Source organism: Govania unica, from assembly GCF_027920805.1.
GTDB classification, from domain to species: Bacteria; Pseudomonadota; Alphaproteobacteria; order Sphingomonadales; family Govanellaceae; genus Govanella; species Govanella unica.
The window spans coordinates 607,189-623,154 of record NZ_JANWOI010000002.1 but is presented as its reverse complement, the minus strand read 5'-3'; the positions used below and the strand labels follow the sequence as shown (position 1 = coordinate 623,154).

Below are 15,966 nucleotides of genomic sequence, written 5' to 3'. Positions count from 1 at the left end.
ACGCGAGCTTGATTCTATATTTCATTGATAAACCTAAATATTCTATCTTAATCTTGTCCCTTAGCAGCCACATTCCTGCCACAACCCTAAGGCGAGCGTCATATTCTGGTCATACTCCGTGACCAAATGGCAACAGTTAACATTGATACCCCTAAGACAACGTTTCACGCATAGACAGCCTCAGTGATTTGACCATGATGGCCAGCATGGATGCGCAATATCATGACGCATTCAATAGAAAGTCACTGTAGAAAGGACAATCTCATGCGTACCACAGTTCTCGCTGCTGCCGCTCTCGTTGCTGGCCTTTCGACTGCTGCTATGGCTCAGTCGAATGACGCTGCTTTCAACGGCCTGTATTTCGGCGGCCAGGTTGGTTACGACAGCTATAAGAACGATTTCGGCCCGTTTCAGCTTGCTGGCCAGGGCGTTGAAGGCGGCATCTTTGCCGGCTACAACTATCGCGTGAACTCGATGGTTCTGGGTCTTGAAGGTCAGCTTGGCCTGAGCAATGCCAAGAACAAAATCGATTTCGGTGGCGACGATATCACCACCAAGGCTCGTGAAAGCTATGGCATCACCGCTCGCGTTGGTGCGCTCGTTGGTGACAACACGCTCGCTTACGTTCATGGCGGTTGGGTGAACACCCGCTTCAAATCCAAAGACTTCCTTGAAGTAAACAGCCAGCATCTCAATGGCTGGAAGCTCGGCGTTGGTCTCGAAACTCTCGTCGCTCAGAATGTCTCGCTGCGCGCTGAATATGCTTACAGCGACTACGAAAAGAAGAACGATTTCGAGCCGAAGAACAGCTCGTTCCAGGTTGGCGTTGCTTACCACTTCTAGTCTTTAGGGCTCATCCGAGCCGTATCGTCTTGCACGGCCCCGAAGAGCAATCTTCGGGGCCGTTTGCTATTGCCGCCAGTTTTTCTATAGTGCGACAATAGAAAAAAGGATGGAACTGTGCGGCGAAATCTCATTGGGATGGCAATCTTATGCGGGCTTTTCATAACCCCATCGCGGGCAGCACCGCTTGACCTGCCCGAGCCCGCCCACCCCCAACCAGACCGACTTGATCGTACAACCTGGAACCTCCAGATTGAAAACGACATGTTCGCAAGCGATGACGACCGCCATTATACAAACGGCCTCCGGCTCTCCTATTTGACAAAGGCGGAACCTTGCGAGACTGGCCGTCACTGCCTGACCGGGGCTTTGCGCAAGATGTCATCGCTGGTCCCAGGCTTTGGTCGGGGGGAGGAACGTCGCGTTTCCTATGCCATCGGCCAGAACATGTATACGCCCACTGATATCTCGAACCCCAACCTCATCGCCAATGACCGCCCCTATGCCGGCTGGCTTTATGCAGGGTTCGGTTTCGTGACCCGTGACAGCTATCGAAGATCACCGGATAAAACCTTTAATAAGATAGACAACTTCGAATTGAACATTGGCATGGTCGGGCCCTGGTCAGCGGCCGAACTGACCCAAAAAACCTGGCACAAGCTTTTCAATTTCGATCCCCCGCGCGGCTGGGAGCATCAGCTCGGCAACGAACCCGGCCTTGTTCTCACCTATGAACGAGTCTGGCAGTATAAGCGCAAGGCCCGCCTCATTCCCGGCCTTGAAACTGAATTTGCCCCCGCCATCGGGGCAGCGGTCGGGAATATCTATACCCATGCCGCTGCCGGCGCCCGCATTCGCATTGGCGCCAATCTGCCGGATGATTATGGTCCGCCGCGCATCCGCCCAAGTCTGCCAGGCTCCGATTACTTCACCCCCAAAAATCACAAATTCGGCTTCTATGCTTTTGCCGGGGTCGAAGGTCGTGCCGTGGCGCGAAATATTTTTCTTGATGGAAACACATTCCGTCACAGCCATAGCGTCCACAAAAAGCCATTCGTTGCAGACCTACAACTTGGCCTGGCCCTTATCGGGCCGGACCGTGGGCTCTTGCCACCCTTCCGGCTGTCCTATACCCATATTCTCCGTAGCAAGGAATTCGACGGTCAGCAAAGCACCGACCAGTTCGGATCCATCAATCTGTCGTTTAATTTCTGAAGGAGTCCGCCCCGTGAGCAAAGCCAGTATGGACGATCTTCTGACCATCATGGCCCGTCTGCGTGACCCGAATGGCGGCTGCCCATGGGATATCGAGCAGGATTTCGCCTCGATCGCTCCCTATACCATCGAAGAAGCCTATGAAGTGGCCGAGGCCATCGCTCATAACGACATGCCGTCCCTGGCTGACGAGCTCGGCGACCTGCTGTTGCAAGTGGTCTATCACGCCGAAATGGCCCGCGAGGCCAACCATTTCGATTTCTCGGATGTGGTCGATGGCATTTCCAAGAAAATGATCCGCCGCCATCCCCATGTATTCGGTGATGCGGAGGTCAAGGACGCCGCAGCCCAAACCGCCGCCTGGGAAGTTCTCAAAGCCGCCGAACGCGCGGAAAAGGCAACCGGGGCTCCAAGCGCACTTGATGGCGTGGCCCTTGGACTCCCTGCCCTCACTCGCGCGGTCAAGCTTCAGAAACGTGCGGCCCGGGTTGGATTTGATTGGGGCAGTATCGCCCCGGTCATGGATAAAATGCGCGAAGAAATCGCCGAACTTCAGGCCGAAATCGACAGCAACGCCCCAAAGGCAAAAGTCGAGGAAGAATTCGGCGATCTTCTGTTCGTCATGGCCAATCTGGCCCGCCATCTCGACCTTGAACCGGAAACTGCCCTGCGCAATGCGAACGCCAAATTCGAACGCCGCTTCAAAGCGATAGAATCACGCCTTCGGGAAAAGGGTGAGCGGCCGGAGCAAAAGTCTCTGGAACAACTCGACGCCGAATGGACGGCCGTCAAGGCGCTGGAGCCGCGCTGATCCCATGCTCCCGCACCGCTGATTTCGCCTCGGCCACAGCCTCAGCCACGGACTTGCGGTAGTTGATCCCCGGCCCGCTGACACCATGTTGCATCAACAGCTGCTGCACCGTCGGCGAGGCCGTCGTGATATAAATCGGCACCCCGTGCTTATGCGCTGAGCGTGCCACCCCGGCGATGGTATTCGCGGCCGTCGAATCCACGAACGGCACCGCCGAAAAATCAATCACAACGGCATTGCGCTGATCGCCAATACGGTCGAGTGCCGCGCCGATAGCCGCTGCCGTGCCGAAAAAGAACGCCCCGGAAATACGATAAATCACCACATCGGGATCGGTCGCAAGATGCCCGTCATAGTGACTTCTGTCCCCGCTCGCCCTATCTGCCACATCATCGAGGGCGGGCGGTAATTCCGTCTCGATGGCCGCCACTTGTGTCATGCGATGAATGAACAGCACCGCCCCCAAGGCAAAGCCGACCACGATGGCCTCGGTCAGGTCGCGGAACACGGTCAACAGGAACGTGACCAGCACCACCACCAGATCCCCGCGCGAGGATTGGGCCAGCGTCATGAACTCGTGCTTCTCCGCCATGTTCCAGGCGATAACCACCAGAATTCCAGCCAGCGCCGCAAGCGGGATATAGCTTGCAAGCGGTGCCGCCACTATGATGAAAGACAATAGGAAAACCGCATGCAGGATCCCGGCAATCGGCGTGCGCCCCCCGGCGCGCACATTGGTGGCGGTGCGGGCGATCGTCCCGGTTGCACAAATCCCGCCAAACAAGGCCGAGCCGATATTGGCCGCTCCCTGTGCCACAAGCTCACAGTTCGACCGATGCCGCCGCCCGGTCATGCCGTCAGCGACCACCGCCGACAGCAAGGACTCAATCGACCCGAGTAGCGCGAAGGCAACAGCATCGGGCAACAAGGCCTGCATTTTGACCAGTGAAAACTCCGGCAACCTTGGCATCGGCAGCCCTTGCGGGATACCGCCGAAACGGCTGCCGATGCTATCAATCGGCAATTGCAGCAAAGCCCCGGCCAGCGCCGCCAGCACCACGGCAATCAGCATGCCGGGCCAGCTCGGACGCCATTTTTTCAACCCGGCAATAATAACAATAGTGCCAAGCGCCACTGCAAGCGCCACAGAATTGACGCTATCAGAAGACGCCCACAGCATCTCAAGCTTCGGGATAATGGCGCCCGGTTCCTTACCCGGCAGGCTCAGGCCAAAAAAATCCTTGAGCTGGCTGACGAAAATAATAACGGCAATCCCGGCGGTGAAACCCACCGTGACCGGATAGGGAATGAATTTGATATAAGTGCCAAGGCGCAAATAACCGCCGATCATCATAATGGCGCCCGCCATCATGGTCGCCAACAGAAGCCCGTCAATGCCATGGCGGTCCACGGTGGCCGCCACCAGAATGATAAAAGCCCCGGCCGGACCGCCGATCTGAAACCGGCTGCCCCCCAAAACGGAAATCAGAAAACCACCAACAATCGCCGTGTAAAGCCCACGATCCGGCGTCGCTCCCGACGCAACGGCAATCGCCATGGATAGCGGCAAAGCCACGATGGCCACCACCAGCCCAGCGATGACGTCCGCACGAAAATCATCAAACCGATAACCTTCGCGCAAAACAGTCACGAGTTTGGGCGTAAAAAGCTCGACGAAACTCGGGCGTGGCTGAGACTGCGGCTTTTTGCTGAAACGATCCACGAAACCTCCCCCGATACTCGTCCCCATCCGGAAGACCCCATCCGGACAACCAAGGATAGCTAGCTGATCAGCGCCTCACGTACCCGGGCCCAGGCGTTGTCATTCGGCGCAACCAGCAGCCCTGTCTCCTCAAGCGCCAAGGGATCATAGGCACTGCCATCTAACCGCGCAGCTCGCCCCCCAGCTTCACTGGCCAGCAAGCAGCCCGGCGCATGGTCCCAGGGCAGCGTCCGATTATAAAGCAGGAAATGCCGCCGCCCATCAAGGAGAGCAATATAATCATAACCCGCGCAATAAGCCGGGCGATTGCCAGCGAACCGGGACAGCCGCGTTTGTATCTGCCCTTTCAGGGGCTCAGTCATGCGCTTGATATGGGCTGCGGGGATAATCTCAGCGATATCGGTCGGCGGCGCTGGCATCACAACCCGTTGACCGTTTATTTCCGTGCCCGATCCGCGCTCGGCCACGGCCAGAAGATCCTGCACCGGCAGATAGATCCAGCTTGCCGTCGTCTCCCCGCCGCGCAGATAGGTCACCATGACGGCAAACCGGTCTTCACCGCGCACGAAGTTCTGCGTGCCATCAATCGGATCCACGAACCAAAGTTCCGGCAGCGCGCGCAAATCCTCCATCAAGCGGGGGTTGGCGGCGACCGCCTCCTCCCCAATGACCGGCACAGCGGGCATAATCGCACGAAGCCCGTCCGTAATGCGCAGCTCAGCCTCACGATCGGCGATGGTTACGAGATCGCCCGGTTCCTTTTCCTCGACATCGCCCGGCGCAAGCTGCTTCCAGCGCGGCAGAACAACGTCCCCCGCAACGTCACGCATCAAACGGCTGACGGCATCCAGATCGATCATGAGGCAAGTTTCTGACGCGGCCTTTTGGTGCTGACAGCACCGCGTTCTTTTTCATAGCGGCCCCAATCGGCGGCGGCCAGACGGACATGGAGATGAACGCCATCTTCGCCATCCATCCGGTCCAGCACCTGACCATGGGCATAAATCCAGGCAAGCATCGCCCCGTCCTCGGAGGCGATGACAATTTCACGTTCTTCGTCCCGGCTTGCCAGTTGGTCTTCAACCAGACGCAACAGGCTTTCCACGCCGGCTCCCGTCAAGGCCGACAAGGCAACCGCCGTTTTGCCATACCCCGTGCGACCAAGAACTTCCATGCGGGCATCCTCGTCGAGGAGATCGGTTTTATTCAACCCCTCGATCATCACATGCTCGGCATCCTCCTCAACGGAAAGATCCTTGAGAATCATGGTCACATCACGGGCCTGCGCATCGCTTTCGGGATGGGCGATATCGCGCACATGAACGATGACATCCGCCTCGACCACTTCTTCCAAAGTGGCCCGAAACGCCGCCACGAGATGGGTCGGCAGGTTCGAGACGAAACCGACGGTATCCGACAGGATCACAAGGCGACCCGACGGCAACCGCACCCGCCGCATGGTCGGGTCAAGCGTCGCGAACAGCATGTCCTCAGCCATCACATCGGCGGCGGTCAGGCGATTAAACAGGGTCGATTTCCCGGCGTTGGTGTAACCAACCAGCGCCACAACCGGATAGGGCACCTTCTGCCGAGCCCGACGATGCAGGCCCCGGGTGCGCACCACGGTTTCAAGTTGCTTCTTCAGCTTGATGATCCGGTCGTCCAGCATGCGCCGGTCAGCCTCGATCTGGGTTTCCCCCGGGCCGCCCAGAAAGCCGGTGCCGCCACGTTGCCGTTCCAAATGGGTCCAGGACCGCACCAGCCGGCTCTTTTGATAGGTCAGATGGGCAAGCTCGACCTGCAGCCGCCCCTCCCGGGTCTGGGCCCGTGCGCCAAAAATTTCCAGAATAAGCCCGGTGCGGTCGATCACCTTGACGCCCCAGGCCTTCTCAAGATTGCGCTGCTGACGCGGCATCAGCTCGCAATCGACAACCACAAGATCAATCTCGCGGGCTTCGATCAGCTCCCCGACTTCCTCGACCTTTCCGCTGCCAAGATATGTCGATGGCTTCGGCCCGCTTAAGCCCACGATGATGGCTTCACGCACATCAAGATCAATGGCTTCGGCCAGCGAAATCGCTTCGGCCAGCTGCGCTTCGGGCAGACGTGTCGCCACATCCACCGTTGCACGCTCAAGGGCAGAGCGCCCCTGACGCTCTTTCACATGCGGATGCACAACCAGAGTTGGCGTCCGGTCACTGATGACCGAACGCTCAAACTCCAATTCGTTTTTGTTGGCTGATTGATGCCGTGATTTGGCGGGAAGCTTGTCAGACACGGGGTCCGCGCTCTCGGAAGGATGCGTTTTAGATCGTCTCACGCCCGTGTTGACCTCCTACTTAGCAATTAGCTGGCGTCAGCGCCCGTATCATCTTCTTCAAAAAGACGAATGGGACCGGCTGGCATAACTGTTGATATGGCATGTTTGTAAACCAGTTGCGACAGCCCATCGCGGCGCAGAAGAACACAAAAGTTATCAAACCATGTAATGATACCCTGAAGTTTAACACCGTTCACTAGAAACACAGTGACCGAAGTTTTATTCTTTCGCACATGGTTAAGAAACACGTCCTGCAAGTTATGGTTTTTTTCCGACATTTTTTTGTCCATTTTCTAATTGTGGTTTTGTCCGTTCGGAATCTTATAGATCCATCGACCACCCTAAAATGAGGGAGCTTGTTCAGTGGTGCAAGGGCTCTTTTTTTTTTCGGTCGGATATGTCATTGAAAATCGAAATTGACCCTAAATTCAGTTGTCAAATCGGCTAGCGACGAACCGGACGCTCGAATGTGGAGATACCCAGACTTTTCAATTTTCTATGCAACGCCGATCGCTCCATTCCGACAAATGATGCTGTCCGCGAGATATTTCCCCCAAATCGATCTATCTGCAATCTCAGATACTCGCGTTCAAACGCTTCTCGTGCTTCCTTCAAGGGGGCGGACATGACTTCGGTCACGATCCCCTGCCCGCCAACATCCGGACTAATTCCGCTCAATTCAGTCGGCAACATGTCGACCGAGACCTCGGTCCGGTCATCAGTGGCAAGGATCAGCAAGCGCTCGATCATGTTGCGCAACTGCCGGACATTGCCCGGCCAGTCAAAGGACTGAAGCCGCGCCATCACATCATCGCGGAATTTCCGTTCCGGTCTGCCGGTGGCGGCGGCGATGCGACGCATGAAATGCTCTGCCAAAAGCGGTACATCCTCCCGCCTCTCGGTCAGGGATGGCACGAGGATCGGCACCACATTCAAACGATGGTAAAGGTCCTCACGAAAACGTTCGGCTTCGATGAAGGCCCGCAGGTCTTTACTTGAAGCGCTAACCACCCGCACGTCCACTTGAACCCGTTTGGAGCCGCCAACCCGCTCGAACGTCTGATCGACCAGCACGCGCAGGATCTTGGCCTGGGTCGTGAGCGGCATTTCCGACACTTCATCCAGAAAAAGCGTCCCGCCATGAGCCTGTTCGAACACCCCGGTCTTATAGACGCTACCCTCGCGTTCCACCCCGAACAACTCGCTTTCAAGCGTGTCCGGCTCCATGGAGGCGGCATTGACCACGATGAAGGGGCCATTGGCCCGCCGCGATTGGGCATGGAGGAGCCGCGCCACCACTTCCTTACCCGATCCGGGCGGTCCGAGGATCAACACCCGGCTGCCCGTGGGGGCCACCTTGTCTATGGTCTGTCGCACCAGGTTGATCGCCACGGAGCGGCCGGTCAATTCGCTTTCAAACCCGGCACGTTCGCGCAGTTCTTCATTTTCCCGGCGCAGACGGTCGGTTTCGGTGGCACGCTCGACCATCAGCAGCAGTTGATCGGCCTTGAACGGCTTGCCGATGAAGTCATAGGCCCCGCGCTTGATGGCGGCGACCGCGGTTTCGATGGTGCCATGGCCTGAAATGATGACGACCGGTAGATCGGGATGCTTGGACTTGATGACGTCAAGCAGTTCAAGCCCATCCATGCGGCTGCCCTGCAGCCAGATATCGAGAATGACCAGCGACGGCCGCCGCGCCTCGATCTCTTCAAGCGTTTTATCGCTGTCACCGGCTGTTCGCGTCCCGTATCCCTCATCCGCAAGAATGCCGGAAACGAGATCGCGAATATCCGCTTCATCATCAACGATCAGGATATCTAGAGCCATGGTCCGTATCCATTCTGCCTTAAAAAGCCCATTAGAGGTTAGTTACTGCTGGTCCGGCCAAGCGGTCGGATGGTGAATTTTCAGGAATCCGCTTCGCCAGCTGTGCGTGATTAAAGGCAACAGTCACTTCCGCACCGCCGCTCCAATTGCTGAGTTCAAGCACTGCACCATGTTCTTCCATGATTTTCTTGACGATCGCGAGCCCAAGCCCGGTGCCCTTGGCCCGTGTCGTCACATAGGGTTCCGTCAGTCTATCACGCAGATTTTCCGGGAACCCCGGGCCATCATCACGGATGGTGACCGAGGTGCCCTCCTCATTCACGGATATAAAGATTTCTATAGCCCCTTTCGGGCCACCTTCTGCATCGGAAATTCCTTTCCCTTCAATCGCTTCAACCGCATTCTTTAAAAGATTGGTGAAAGCCTGCGTCAATAAGCGATTGTCACAAACCAGCATCAACGGACCATCGGGTTTGTGAAGATTGAAAGAAACGCCGGGATGGGCCACTTCCTGCAAGAATACCGCATGCTGGAGGATTTCCAACAGGTTCGCAGGCTGGAATATCGCAGCGGGCATGCGGGCAAAGGCCGAAAACTCATCAACAATCGTGCGCAAATCGCCGACCTGTCGAATAATCGTGTCGGTGCATTGCTGGAAAACTTGCGGTTCGGTCGTGATTTCACGGCCATATTTGCGCTGCAGCCGCTCGGCCGACAACTGAATGGGGGTCAACGGATTCTTGATCTCATGGGCAATGCGCCGCGCCACATCGGACCAGGCTGCATTGCGCTGGGCCGAGACCTGTTCCGTGATGTCGTCAAATGTCACCACATAGCCTTCGATCTTGCCATCTTCCATTTCCGCAGCCACCCGCACATGGAAGTTCCGCACCTTGTCCCCGCGCTTGACCGTCAGATGGTTGCGAACGAGGCCTTCGGGGTTGCCGCGCGCCTCCTCGAACAGATCATCGACTTCAGGCAGAATCTCCAAAAGATGATGCCCCACAAGATCTTCTTCCGGCACCTCCAGCAACATGGAGGCGGACCGGTTCGGCAAGGTGATCTCCCCGGATGGCGACAACCCAAGAACCCCGGAACTCACCCCCGACAGCACCGCCTCGGTAAAGCGACGCCGGTCCTCAAGCTGATAATTGGTTTGCACCAGCGCGTCCCGCTGCGCCTTCAATTGCCCGGTCATGCGATTGAACGACCGCGACAGAATACCAAGTTCATCATAGGCATTCTGCACCGGCACCCGGGTTGAAAAATCGCCCTGCCGCACCCGTTCCGAGGCCTGCACAAGGTTCGAAATCGGCGTCGCCAGCTTGTTCGCGAACCACAGCCCGGCCAAAATCGCCGCCAGCAGAATGATAAACGACACCCCAATATAAGTCAGGTTGAACAAAAGCCTGTAATTTGAGAGGTTTGCGTTCAATAGCTCATATTCTGTCGTAGCCGTGCGGGTCTGATAGACCAACGCCAAAGCGCGCGGGTCCACATAGCGGCTCACATAAAGATAAGCGTCGAAAAACCTGTTGAGTTTGACGAGCGCACGTACCCGGTCATCGTTTTGGCTGGCCAGCACCAAGGCGCGCCCATCGGCCGCCCGTTGCAAGGCGTCCCGCGGGAACGGGTCCCCGCCCGTCAATGAAAAATCGGCATTCGCACGCACGATGGGGTGCCCGGAACCATCGAAAATAATAGCTTCCGACAAGGATAAAAGCCGCGCATGCAGGTTGAGCGACTGTTCCAGAAGCGCGCGGTTTTCGTTCAGGATCAGGGCATCGGAATTCAAATCATTGGCCATGCCGAGAATATCGGCCTTGATGACCTTTTGATGTTCCTCGATATAGGCCTCGGCCACGCTGGTGGCATTGCCGACCACGGTCTTGACCTTATCGCTGAACCAGGACTGCAACCCTTCTTCGAAGAAAAACAGGGTGAAGGCGGCCATAATGATGGTCGGGGTGATGGCGATCAGACTGAACAGCGCCACCATGCGGCCATGGAGCCGTGCCCCCGCAAGTCCGCTCCGCCGCGCCGAAAACAGCTGCACCAGCAAGCGCGCGATCAAAGCCCCAAGGGGCAGCGCCAGCACCAGATTGACCAGCAACAGGATATAAAGGGTCTTCGGCCGCGGGTTGGCCGGGTCCGACTGGGTCAACAGAGTATAGGTCGCCAGCGCCGCTACGGTCACTGCGAACACCAAGGCAATTGCCAATTTGCTGACGAGCCCGACACGGCGCGCCCAGAGTACAAACCGATGCCAAGGCCTGGATAGACTGAACACCGAAAGCTGATCCATTCTGATCTGGCCGGGTAAACATCCCGGTTCCTAACTTACTCTTTAGCACATTGTGGCAGAAAAGCATCAGCCATGTTTCAAAGCCTTGAAATCACAGGCACCGAGCCTCAATCCTTCGCGCCCCGTACCACTTGAATGTTCAGATCCTTGATCTTTTTCCGCAGCGTATTGCGATTGAGACCAAGGAGATCCGCAGCGCGAATCTGGTTTCCGCGCGTAGCTTCCAGGCTTTTCAGAATAAGCGGCCGTTCAACCTCACGTATGAGGCGATCATAAAGTCCGCTCGGCGGCAGGCTGTTCTTGTGCGCGGCAAAATAAGTATCGAGATGGCGTTCCACCGCCTCGACCATATTGTCATCGCGATTGATCGTGTTTTCTGCGCGGCTTTCAGCCGGCTCCTGTAATTCCGCCTGAATGATATCGGCGCCAATCACGTCCTCGACATAAAGCGCGCCAAGACGGCGCACCAGATTTTCAAGCTCGCGCACATTGCCCGGCCAGTAATAGCCCTTCATCCAATCCAGCGCCGATTTGTCGATGATCTTGGCCGGCAATCCCTCAGTGACGACCTTGGCCAGAAAGTGACGAACCAGGTCAGGGATATCCTCACTCCGTTCACGCAACGGAGGAACACGGATCGGCACGACATTGAGACGATAGAACAAATCCTCGCGGAACAAGCCCTGCTTGATAAGCTTTTTCAGGTCCTGATTAGTAGCGGCGATGATGCGCACATCGGTCTTGATCGGATTGCGGCCACCGACCGTCATATATTCGCCCTGCTGCAACACTCGCAACAGCCGGGTCTGGGCCTCGATGGGCATGTCACCGATTTCATCCAGAAACAGGGTGCCGCCCTGCGCCTGTTCAAAGCGGCCGGAACTGCGTTCGCTGGCCCCGGTAAAGGCCCCTTTTTCATGGCCGAACAGTTCGCTTTCAATCAGCTCACGCGGGATGGCCGCCATATTGACAGCCACAAAAGGCGCGTTACGGCGCTTACCAAAATCATGCAGCGCCCGCGACACCAGTTCTTTCCCAGTGCCGGATTCCCCCGTGATCATCACCGTGAGATCGGTGGGCATCAACCGCGCCAGCACCCGATAAACTTCCTGCATGGCCGGTGAGCGGCCCACAAGCGGCATGTCATCCCCGTCTTGAGCCGCCCCCTCCTCCAGGGTCGGACGTTCTTTGACACGGCTCAGGGCCCTCTGAACAACGGCCTTCAGTTCATTGATATCAAATGGTTTTGGCAGATACTCATAAGCCCCGCGCTCAGTCGCCTTAACAGCAGTCATCAAAGTGTTCTGCGCGCTCATGACAATCACCGGCAGATCCGCCCGGATGCGTTTGATGCGCGGCAGCAGATCAAGCCCGTTTTCATCCGGCATCATCACATCGGTGATAACAAGGTCACCATCCCCGTTGGAGACCCACCGCCACAACATGGAGGCATTGCCGGTGGTCCGCACATCATACCCTGCCCGGCCAAGCGCCTGACTGAGCACGGTGCGAATGGCGCGATCGTCATCCGCGATCAAGATCGTAGCGCCCGACAGGTCGGTCATGCCTCTTCTCCAGCCTGGCCCTCAAAGGCCGGCAACAAGACACGAAACAGGGTGCGCCCAGCTTCGCTGTCGCATTCAACAATGCCACCGTGATCGCCGATGATCTTGGCCACAAGCGCAAGCCCAAGCCCGGTCCCCTGGCTTTTTGTAGTAACGAACGGATCGAACAGATAGGCTCTCAAATCCTCGGGCACACCGGGACCATTATCTATCACGCAAACCTCAAGCGGCAGATGCACGCGCTTTTTAGTGCCCGGCACCGTCAGCCGCACGCCATGCCGGTAAGCCGTGGTCAATGTGATATCTCCGCTTGATCCAACAATAGCTTCCGCCGCGTTCTTCACAAGATTGAGGAAGACTTGAATCAACTGATCCTTATTGCCATGGGCGGGCGGCAGGGATGGATCATAGATCTCGTGAAAGCGGAATTCACGGGCAAAGCCGCTGATCGCCAGCCGCTTCACATGTTCAAGCACCTGATGGATATTGACCGGCTCTGCCTCAAGCGGGCGCCGGTCGGAAAAGGTTTCCATGCGGTCCACCAGCGCGCAGATGCGGTCAGCCTCGTCGCGGATGAGATTGGTCAGCTCGCGGTCGCGATCATCCACGCTCTGCTCCAGGATCTGGGCCGCACCGCGAATACCCGAGAGCGGATTCTTGATCTCATGGGCCAGCACCGCCGCCATGCCCATGACCGACCGCGCCGCGCCGCGATGGGTCAACTGACGGTCAATTTTCTGGGCAATGGAACGTTCATGGATCAGGATAATCAAATGTCCCGGCTGATCGATCACCGGCGCAACCTGAATATCCACCGGGCGCAGGGTCAGCTTGGGGTTGCCGATCTCCACCTCATATTCCGAGATGATGACGCCCTCACGCACCACCTGCTCGATAAGCGCCAGCAACGGGCTGCCAAAGGCAATGATATCGGCGATCCTGAGCCGCTGCAGGTTCACGGCGCTCATGGCGAAAAAGCTTTCCGCCGCCATATTGGCATAGGTGATGCCACCGTCCTCGGTGATGACAAGCACCACGTCGGGCATGGAATTCATAACAGCATCAAGCCCGATCTGCAGTGTCTTTGAGGCGGGCAAGGATGCGGTCCCGTGGGTCATCAGGCAGCCAGATCAATCAAAGGACCATAAAAGGCCCGGATTTCCTGACGCACCGCTTCTGGATCATCAAGTTTATTGACCCGGTTGCGGAACTCGCCCGAACTATGCAGCCCCTTGGTGTACCAGGACACATGCTTGCGGGCGATGCGCACGCCGCTTTCGATGCCATAATGGCTCATCATGTCGTCGTAATGGGCCATCAGCACGGTATATTGTTCTTCAAGGGACGGGTCCGGCAAACGTTCCCCCGTCTGCAGGTAATGCATGACCTGAGCCGGAAACCACGGCTTGCCATAGGTGCCGCGCCCAAGCATGACGCCATCCGCCCCGGATTGCTGCAGGGCGGCGTCCACATCCTCGATCGTATTGATATCGCCATTGACGATGACCGGCAGTTTGACGGCATCCTTGACCTGACGCACGAAGCTCCAATCCGCGCTGCCCGCATACATCTGGCACCGCGTGCGGCCATGGACGGTCAGCATCTGAATGCCGCAATCCTCGGCAATGCGGGCGAGTTCAGGGGCGTTGCGGCTGCGATCGTCCCAGCCCGTGCGCATTTTCAGCGTCACCGGCAGATTGACTGCCTTCACCGTGGCCTCGATCAGCGATTGCGCAAGCGGCAGATCGCGCATCAGCGCCGACCCGGCATCGCCGCTCACAACCTTTTTAACCGGGCAGCCCATATTGATATCGATGATGGAGGCCCCACGACCTTCATTCAGCCGCGCCGCCTCGCCCATCACATGGGGCTGACAACCCGCAAGCTGGACCGACATGGCGCCTTCCTCGGCGCAGCTCGTGGACATTTTCAACGATTTCTCGCTGGCCCGGATCATGGCCTCGGAGGCAATCATTTCCGATACTACCAAGCCGGCGCCATAGCGCTTCACCAGCTTGCGGAACGGCATGTCCGTCACACCTGACATCGGGGCGAGAATGACAGGATCGGAAATGGTCACCGGACCGACCGTTATCGGCCCAAGGGAATGGTTTTTATGTTCGGTCATTTTTTAGGCAATCCAGAATTTGCTTAAAATTTAAGCACAAATCCCGGTTACTATACGGGAAAGCCCGCAAATCGTCAAAACAAGAAACAGGGTCACATCAAATCCGGCTGCCCACGCAAATTTCGCCATACCGAGCCCCTTAAAAATAGCGTAAATTGCACAATATCTGCATCGCTATTGACCAATTTGAGGGAGCCGAACATGACGGATCTCAATCCTGCGCGCATTACTGAAATCGGTATGGGCTTCATGGCCTCAAAGACCTTGTTGAGCGCGGTTGAACTCGGACTTTTCACGACGCTTAGCGACCGCCGCATGACCGGGCCGGAGATCGGACAGGAACTCGGCCTGCATTCCCGCGCCATCCCTGATTTTCCAGACGCACTCCTCGCGCTCGGCTTTCTTGAACGCGACGGTGACGGCCCGAACGCCCGTTATGGCAACACGCCCGAGACGGCGGCTTTTCTCGACAAGACCAAGCCGGGCTATATCGGCGGCATCCTGGATATGTGCAACCATCGGAACTATGGGTTTTGGGGCGACCTGAGTGAAGGTCTCAAAACCGGCCAAAGCCAGAACGAAGTCAAACATAACGGTAAGCCACTCTTCGAATCCCTCTATGCCGAGCCTGCCCGGCTTGAGGAATTCATGCAGGCCATGGCAGGGATTTCGCGCCTTCCTGCCCGCGCGTTTGCGGAGAAATTCGATTTCTCGCCCTATAAAACGCTCGCTGATATCGGTGGCGCCACAGGCGTACTGTCATTAGCCATTGCCGCGCGTCATCCACATATCCGGGCGACAAGCTGCGACCTGCCCGCTGTGCTACCCATTGCCAAACGCACCATCGACAAGGCAGGCCTGTCTGACCGCGTGACCCCCACCGCCCTCGATTTTTTCACCGACAGCTTCCCCAAGGTCGATGTCATCACCATGGGCATGATTCTCCATGACTGGAATCTCGACCGCAAAAAGATGCTGATCGCCAAAGCCTATGACGCCCTGCCCAAGGGCGGAGCCTTCATCGTCATCGAACAACTGATCGACGATGCCCGCCGCCATCATGTGCCGGGGTTGCTCATGTCCCTTAATATGCTGATTGAATGCGCCGACGGCTTCGACTACACCGGAGCGGATTTCCGCGATTGGTGCCTAGACGCCGGATTCGCCCGGGTCGAAATTCTGCCGCTTGCGGGGCCCATGAGCGCCGGCATTGCCTATAAGTAAGC

The 15,966-nt window shown here is 57.2% G+C and carries 13 protein-coding genes; 4 read left to right on the top strand and 9 right to left on the bottom strand.

What is annotated here, in order from left to right; translation table 11 throughout:
• The first annotated feature begins 264 nt into the window (after positions 1 to 264).
• From NYP16_RS07610 to mazG, 3 genes are all read left to right on the top strand, one after another.
• Positions 265 to 843 carry an outer membrane protein gene (locus NYP16_RS07610; RefSeq protein WP_274943517.1) on the top strand — a complete coding sequence of 193 codons (579 nt, stop codon included), beginning with the start codon at positions 265 to 267 and terminating at the stop codon, positions 841 to 843.
• 162 nt (positions 844 to 1,005) lie between these two features.
• Positions 1,006 to 2,058 (top strand): lipid A deacylase LpxR family protein, encoded by a 1,053-nt coding sequence (locus NYP16_RS07605; RefSeq protein WP_429913148.1) that lies wholly within the window; start codon positions 1,006 to 1,008, stop codon positions 2,056 to 2,058.
• Positions 2,059 to 2,086: 28 nt separating this feature from the next.
• Positions 2,087 to 2,869 (top strand): nucleoside triphosphate pyrophosphohydrolase, encoded by a 783-nt coding sequence (gene mazG / locus NYP16_RS07600; RefSeq protein WP_346742496.1) that lies wholly within the window; start codon positions 2,087 to 2,089, stop codon positions 2,867 to 2,869.
• Here the strand turns inward: mazG and NYP16_RS07595 are convergent.
• From NYP16_RS07595 to dusB, 9 genes are all read right to left on the bottom strand, one after another.
• Positions 2,847 to 4,619: a SulP family inorganic anion transporter gene (locus tag NYP16_RS07595; protein WP_279347170.1), complete on the bottom strand. Its 1,773-nt coding sequence runs from the start codon at positions 4,617 to 4,619 to the stop codon at positions 2,847 to 2,849. The two genes, mazG and NYP16_RS07595, sit on opposite strands and share 23 nt — an antisense overlap.
• Before the next feature lie 32 nt (positions 4,620 to 4,651).
• On the bottom strand, positions 4,652 to 5,452 hold the full coding sequence (locus NYP16_RS07590; RefSeq protein ID WP_274943514.1) for an inositol monophosphatase family protein: 801 nt from the start codon (positions 5,450 to 5,452) through the stop codon (positions 4,652 to 4,654).
• Positions 5,449 to 6,816 (bottom strand): GTPase HflX, encoded by a 1,368-nt coding sequence (gene hflX, locus NYP16_RS07585; protein ID WP_279347197.1) that lies wholly within the window; start codon positions 6,814 to 6,816, stop codon positions 5,449 to 5,451. Before hflX ends, NYP16_RS07590 begins: the two co-directional genes overlap by 4 nt.
• A 122-nt stretch (positions 6,817 to 6,938) precedes the next feature.
• Entirely contained in the window at positions 6,939 to 7,190 is a 252-nt protein-coding gene (gene hfq, locus NYP16_RS07580; protein ID WP_274943512.1) for an RNA chaperone Hfq, read from the bottom strand.
• Between the two features lie 166 nt (positions 7,191 to 7,356).
• Positions 7,357 to 8,742 (bottom strand): nitrogen assimilation response regulator NtrX, encoded by a 1,386-nt coding sequence (ntrX, locus tag NYP16_RS07575; protein ID WP_274943511.1) that lies wholly within the window; start codon positions 8,740 to 8,742, stop codon positions 7,357 to 7,359.
• A 31-nt stretch (positions 8,743 to 8,773) separates the two neighbouring features.
• Positions 8,774 to 11,047 (bottom strand): sensor histidine kinase NtrY-like, encoded by a 2,274-nt coding sequence (locus tag NYP16_RS07570; protein WP_274943510.1) that lies wholly within the window; start codon positions 11,045 to 11,047, stop codon positions 8,774 to 8,776.
• Positions 11,048 to 11,154: 107 nt separating this feature from the next.
• Complete coding sequence (gene ntrC, locus NYP16_RS07565) at positions 11,155 to 12,603, bottom strand: nitrogen regulation protein NR(I) (RefSeq protein WP_346742494.1); 1,449 nt, start codon at positions 12,601 to 12,603, stop codon at positions 11,155 to 11,157.
• A gap of 5 nt (positions 12,604 to 12,608) precedes the next feature.
• On the bottom strand, positions 12,609 to 13,730 hold the full coding sequence (locus NYP16_RS07560; RefSeq protein ID WP_429913145.1) for a two-component system sensor histidine kinase NtrB: 1,122 nt from the start codon (positions 13,728 to 13,730) through the stop codon (positions 12,609 to 12,611).
• Positions 13,730 to 14,740: a tRNA dihydrouridine synthase DusB gene (gene dusB, locus NYP16_RS07555; protein ID WP_274943507.1), complete on the bottom strand. Its 1,011-nt coding sequence runs from the start codon at positions 14,738 to 14,740 to the stop codon at positions 13,730 to 13,732. Before dusB ends, NYP16_RS07560 begins: the two co-directional genes overlap by 1 nt.
• A gap of 201 nt (positions 14,741 to 14,941) precedes the next feature.
• Between dusB and NYP16_RS07550 the strand changes: the two genes are divergently transcribed.
• Positions 14,942 to 15,964 (top strand): methyltransferase, encoded by a 1,023-nt coding sequence (locus tag NYP16_RS07550; RefSeq protein ID WP_274943506.1) that lies wholly within the window; start codon positions 14,942 to 14,944, stop codon positions 15,962 to 15,964.
• Positions 15,965 to 15,966: the final 2 nt, after the last annotated feature.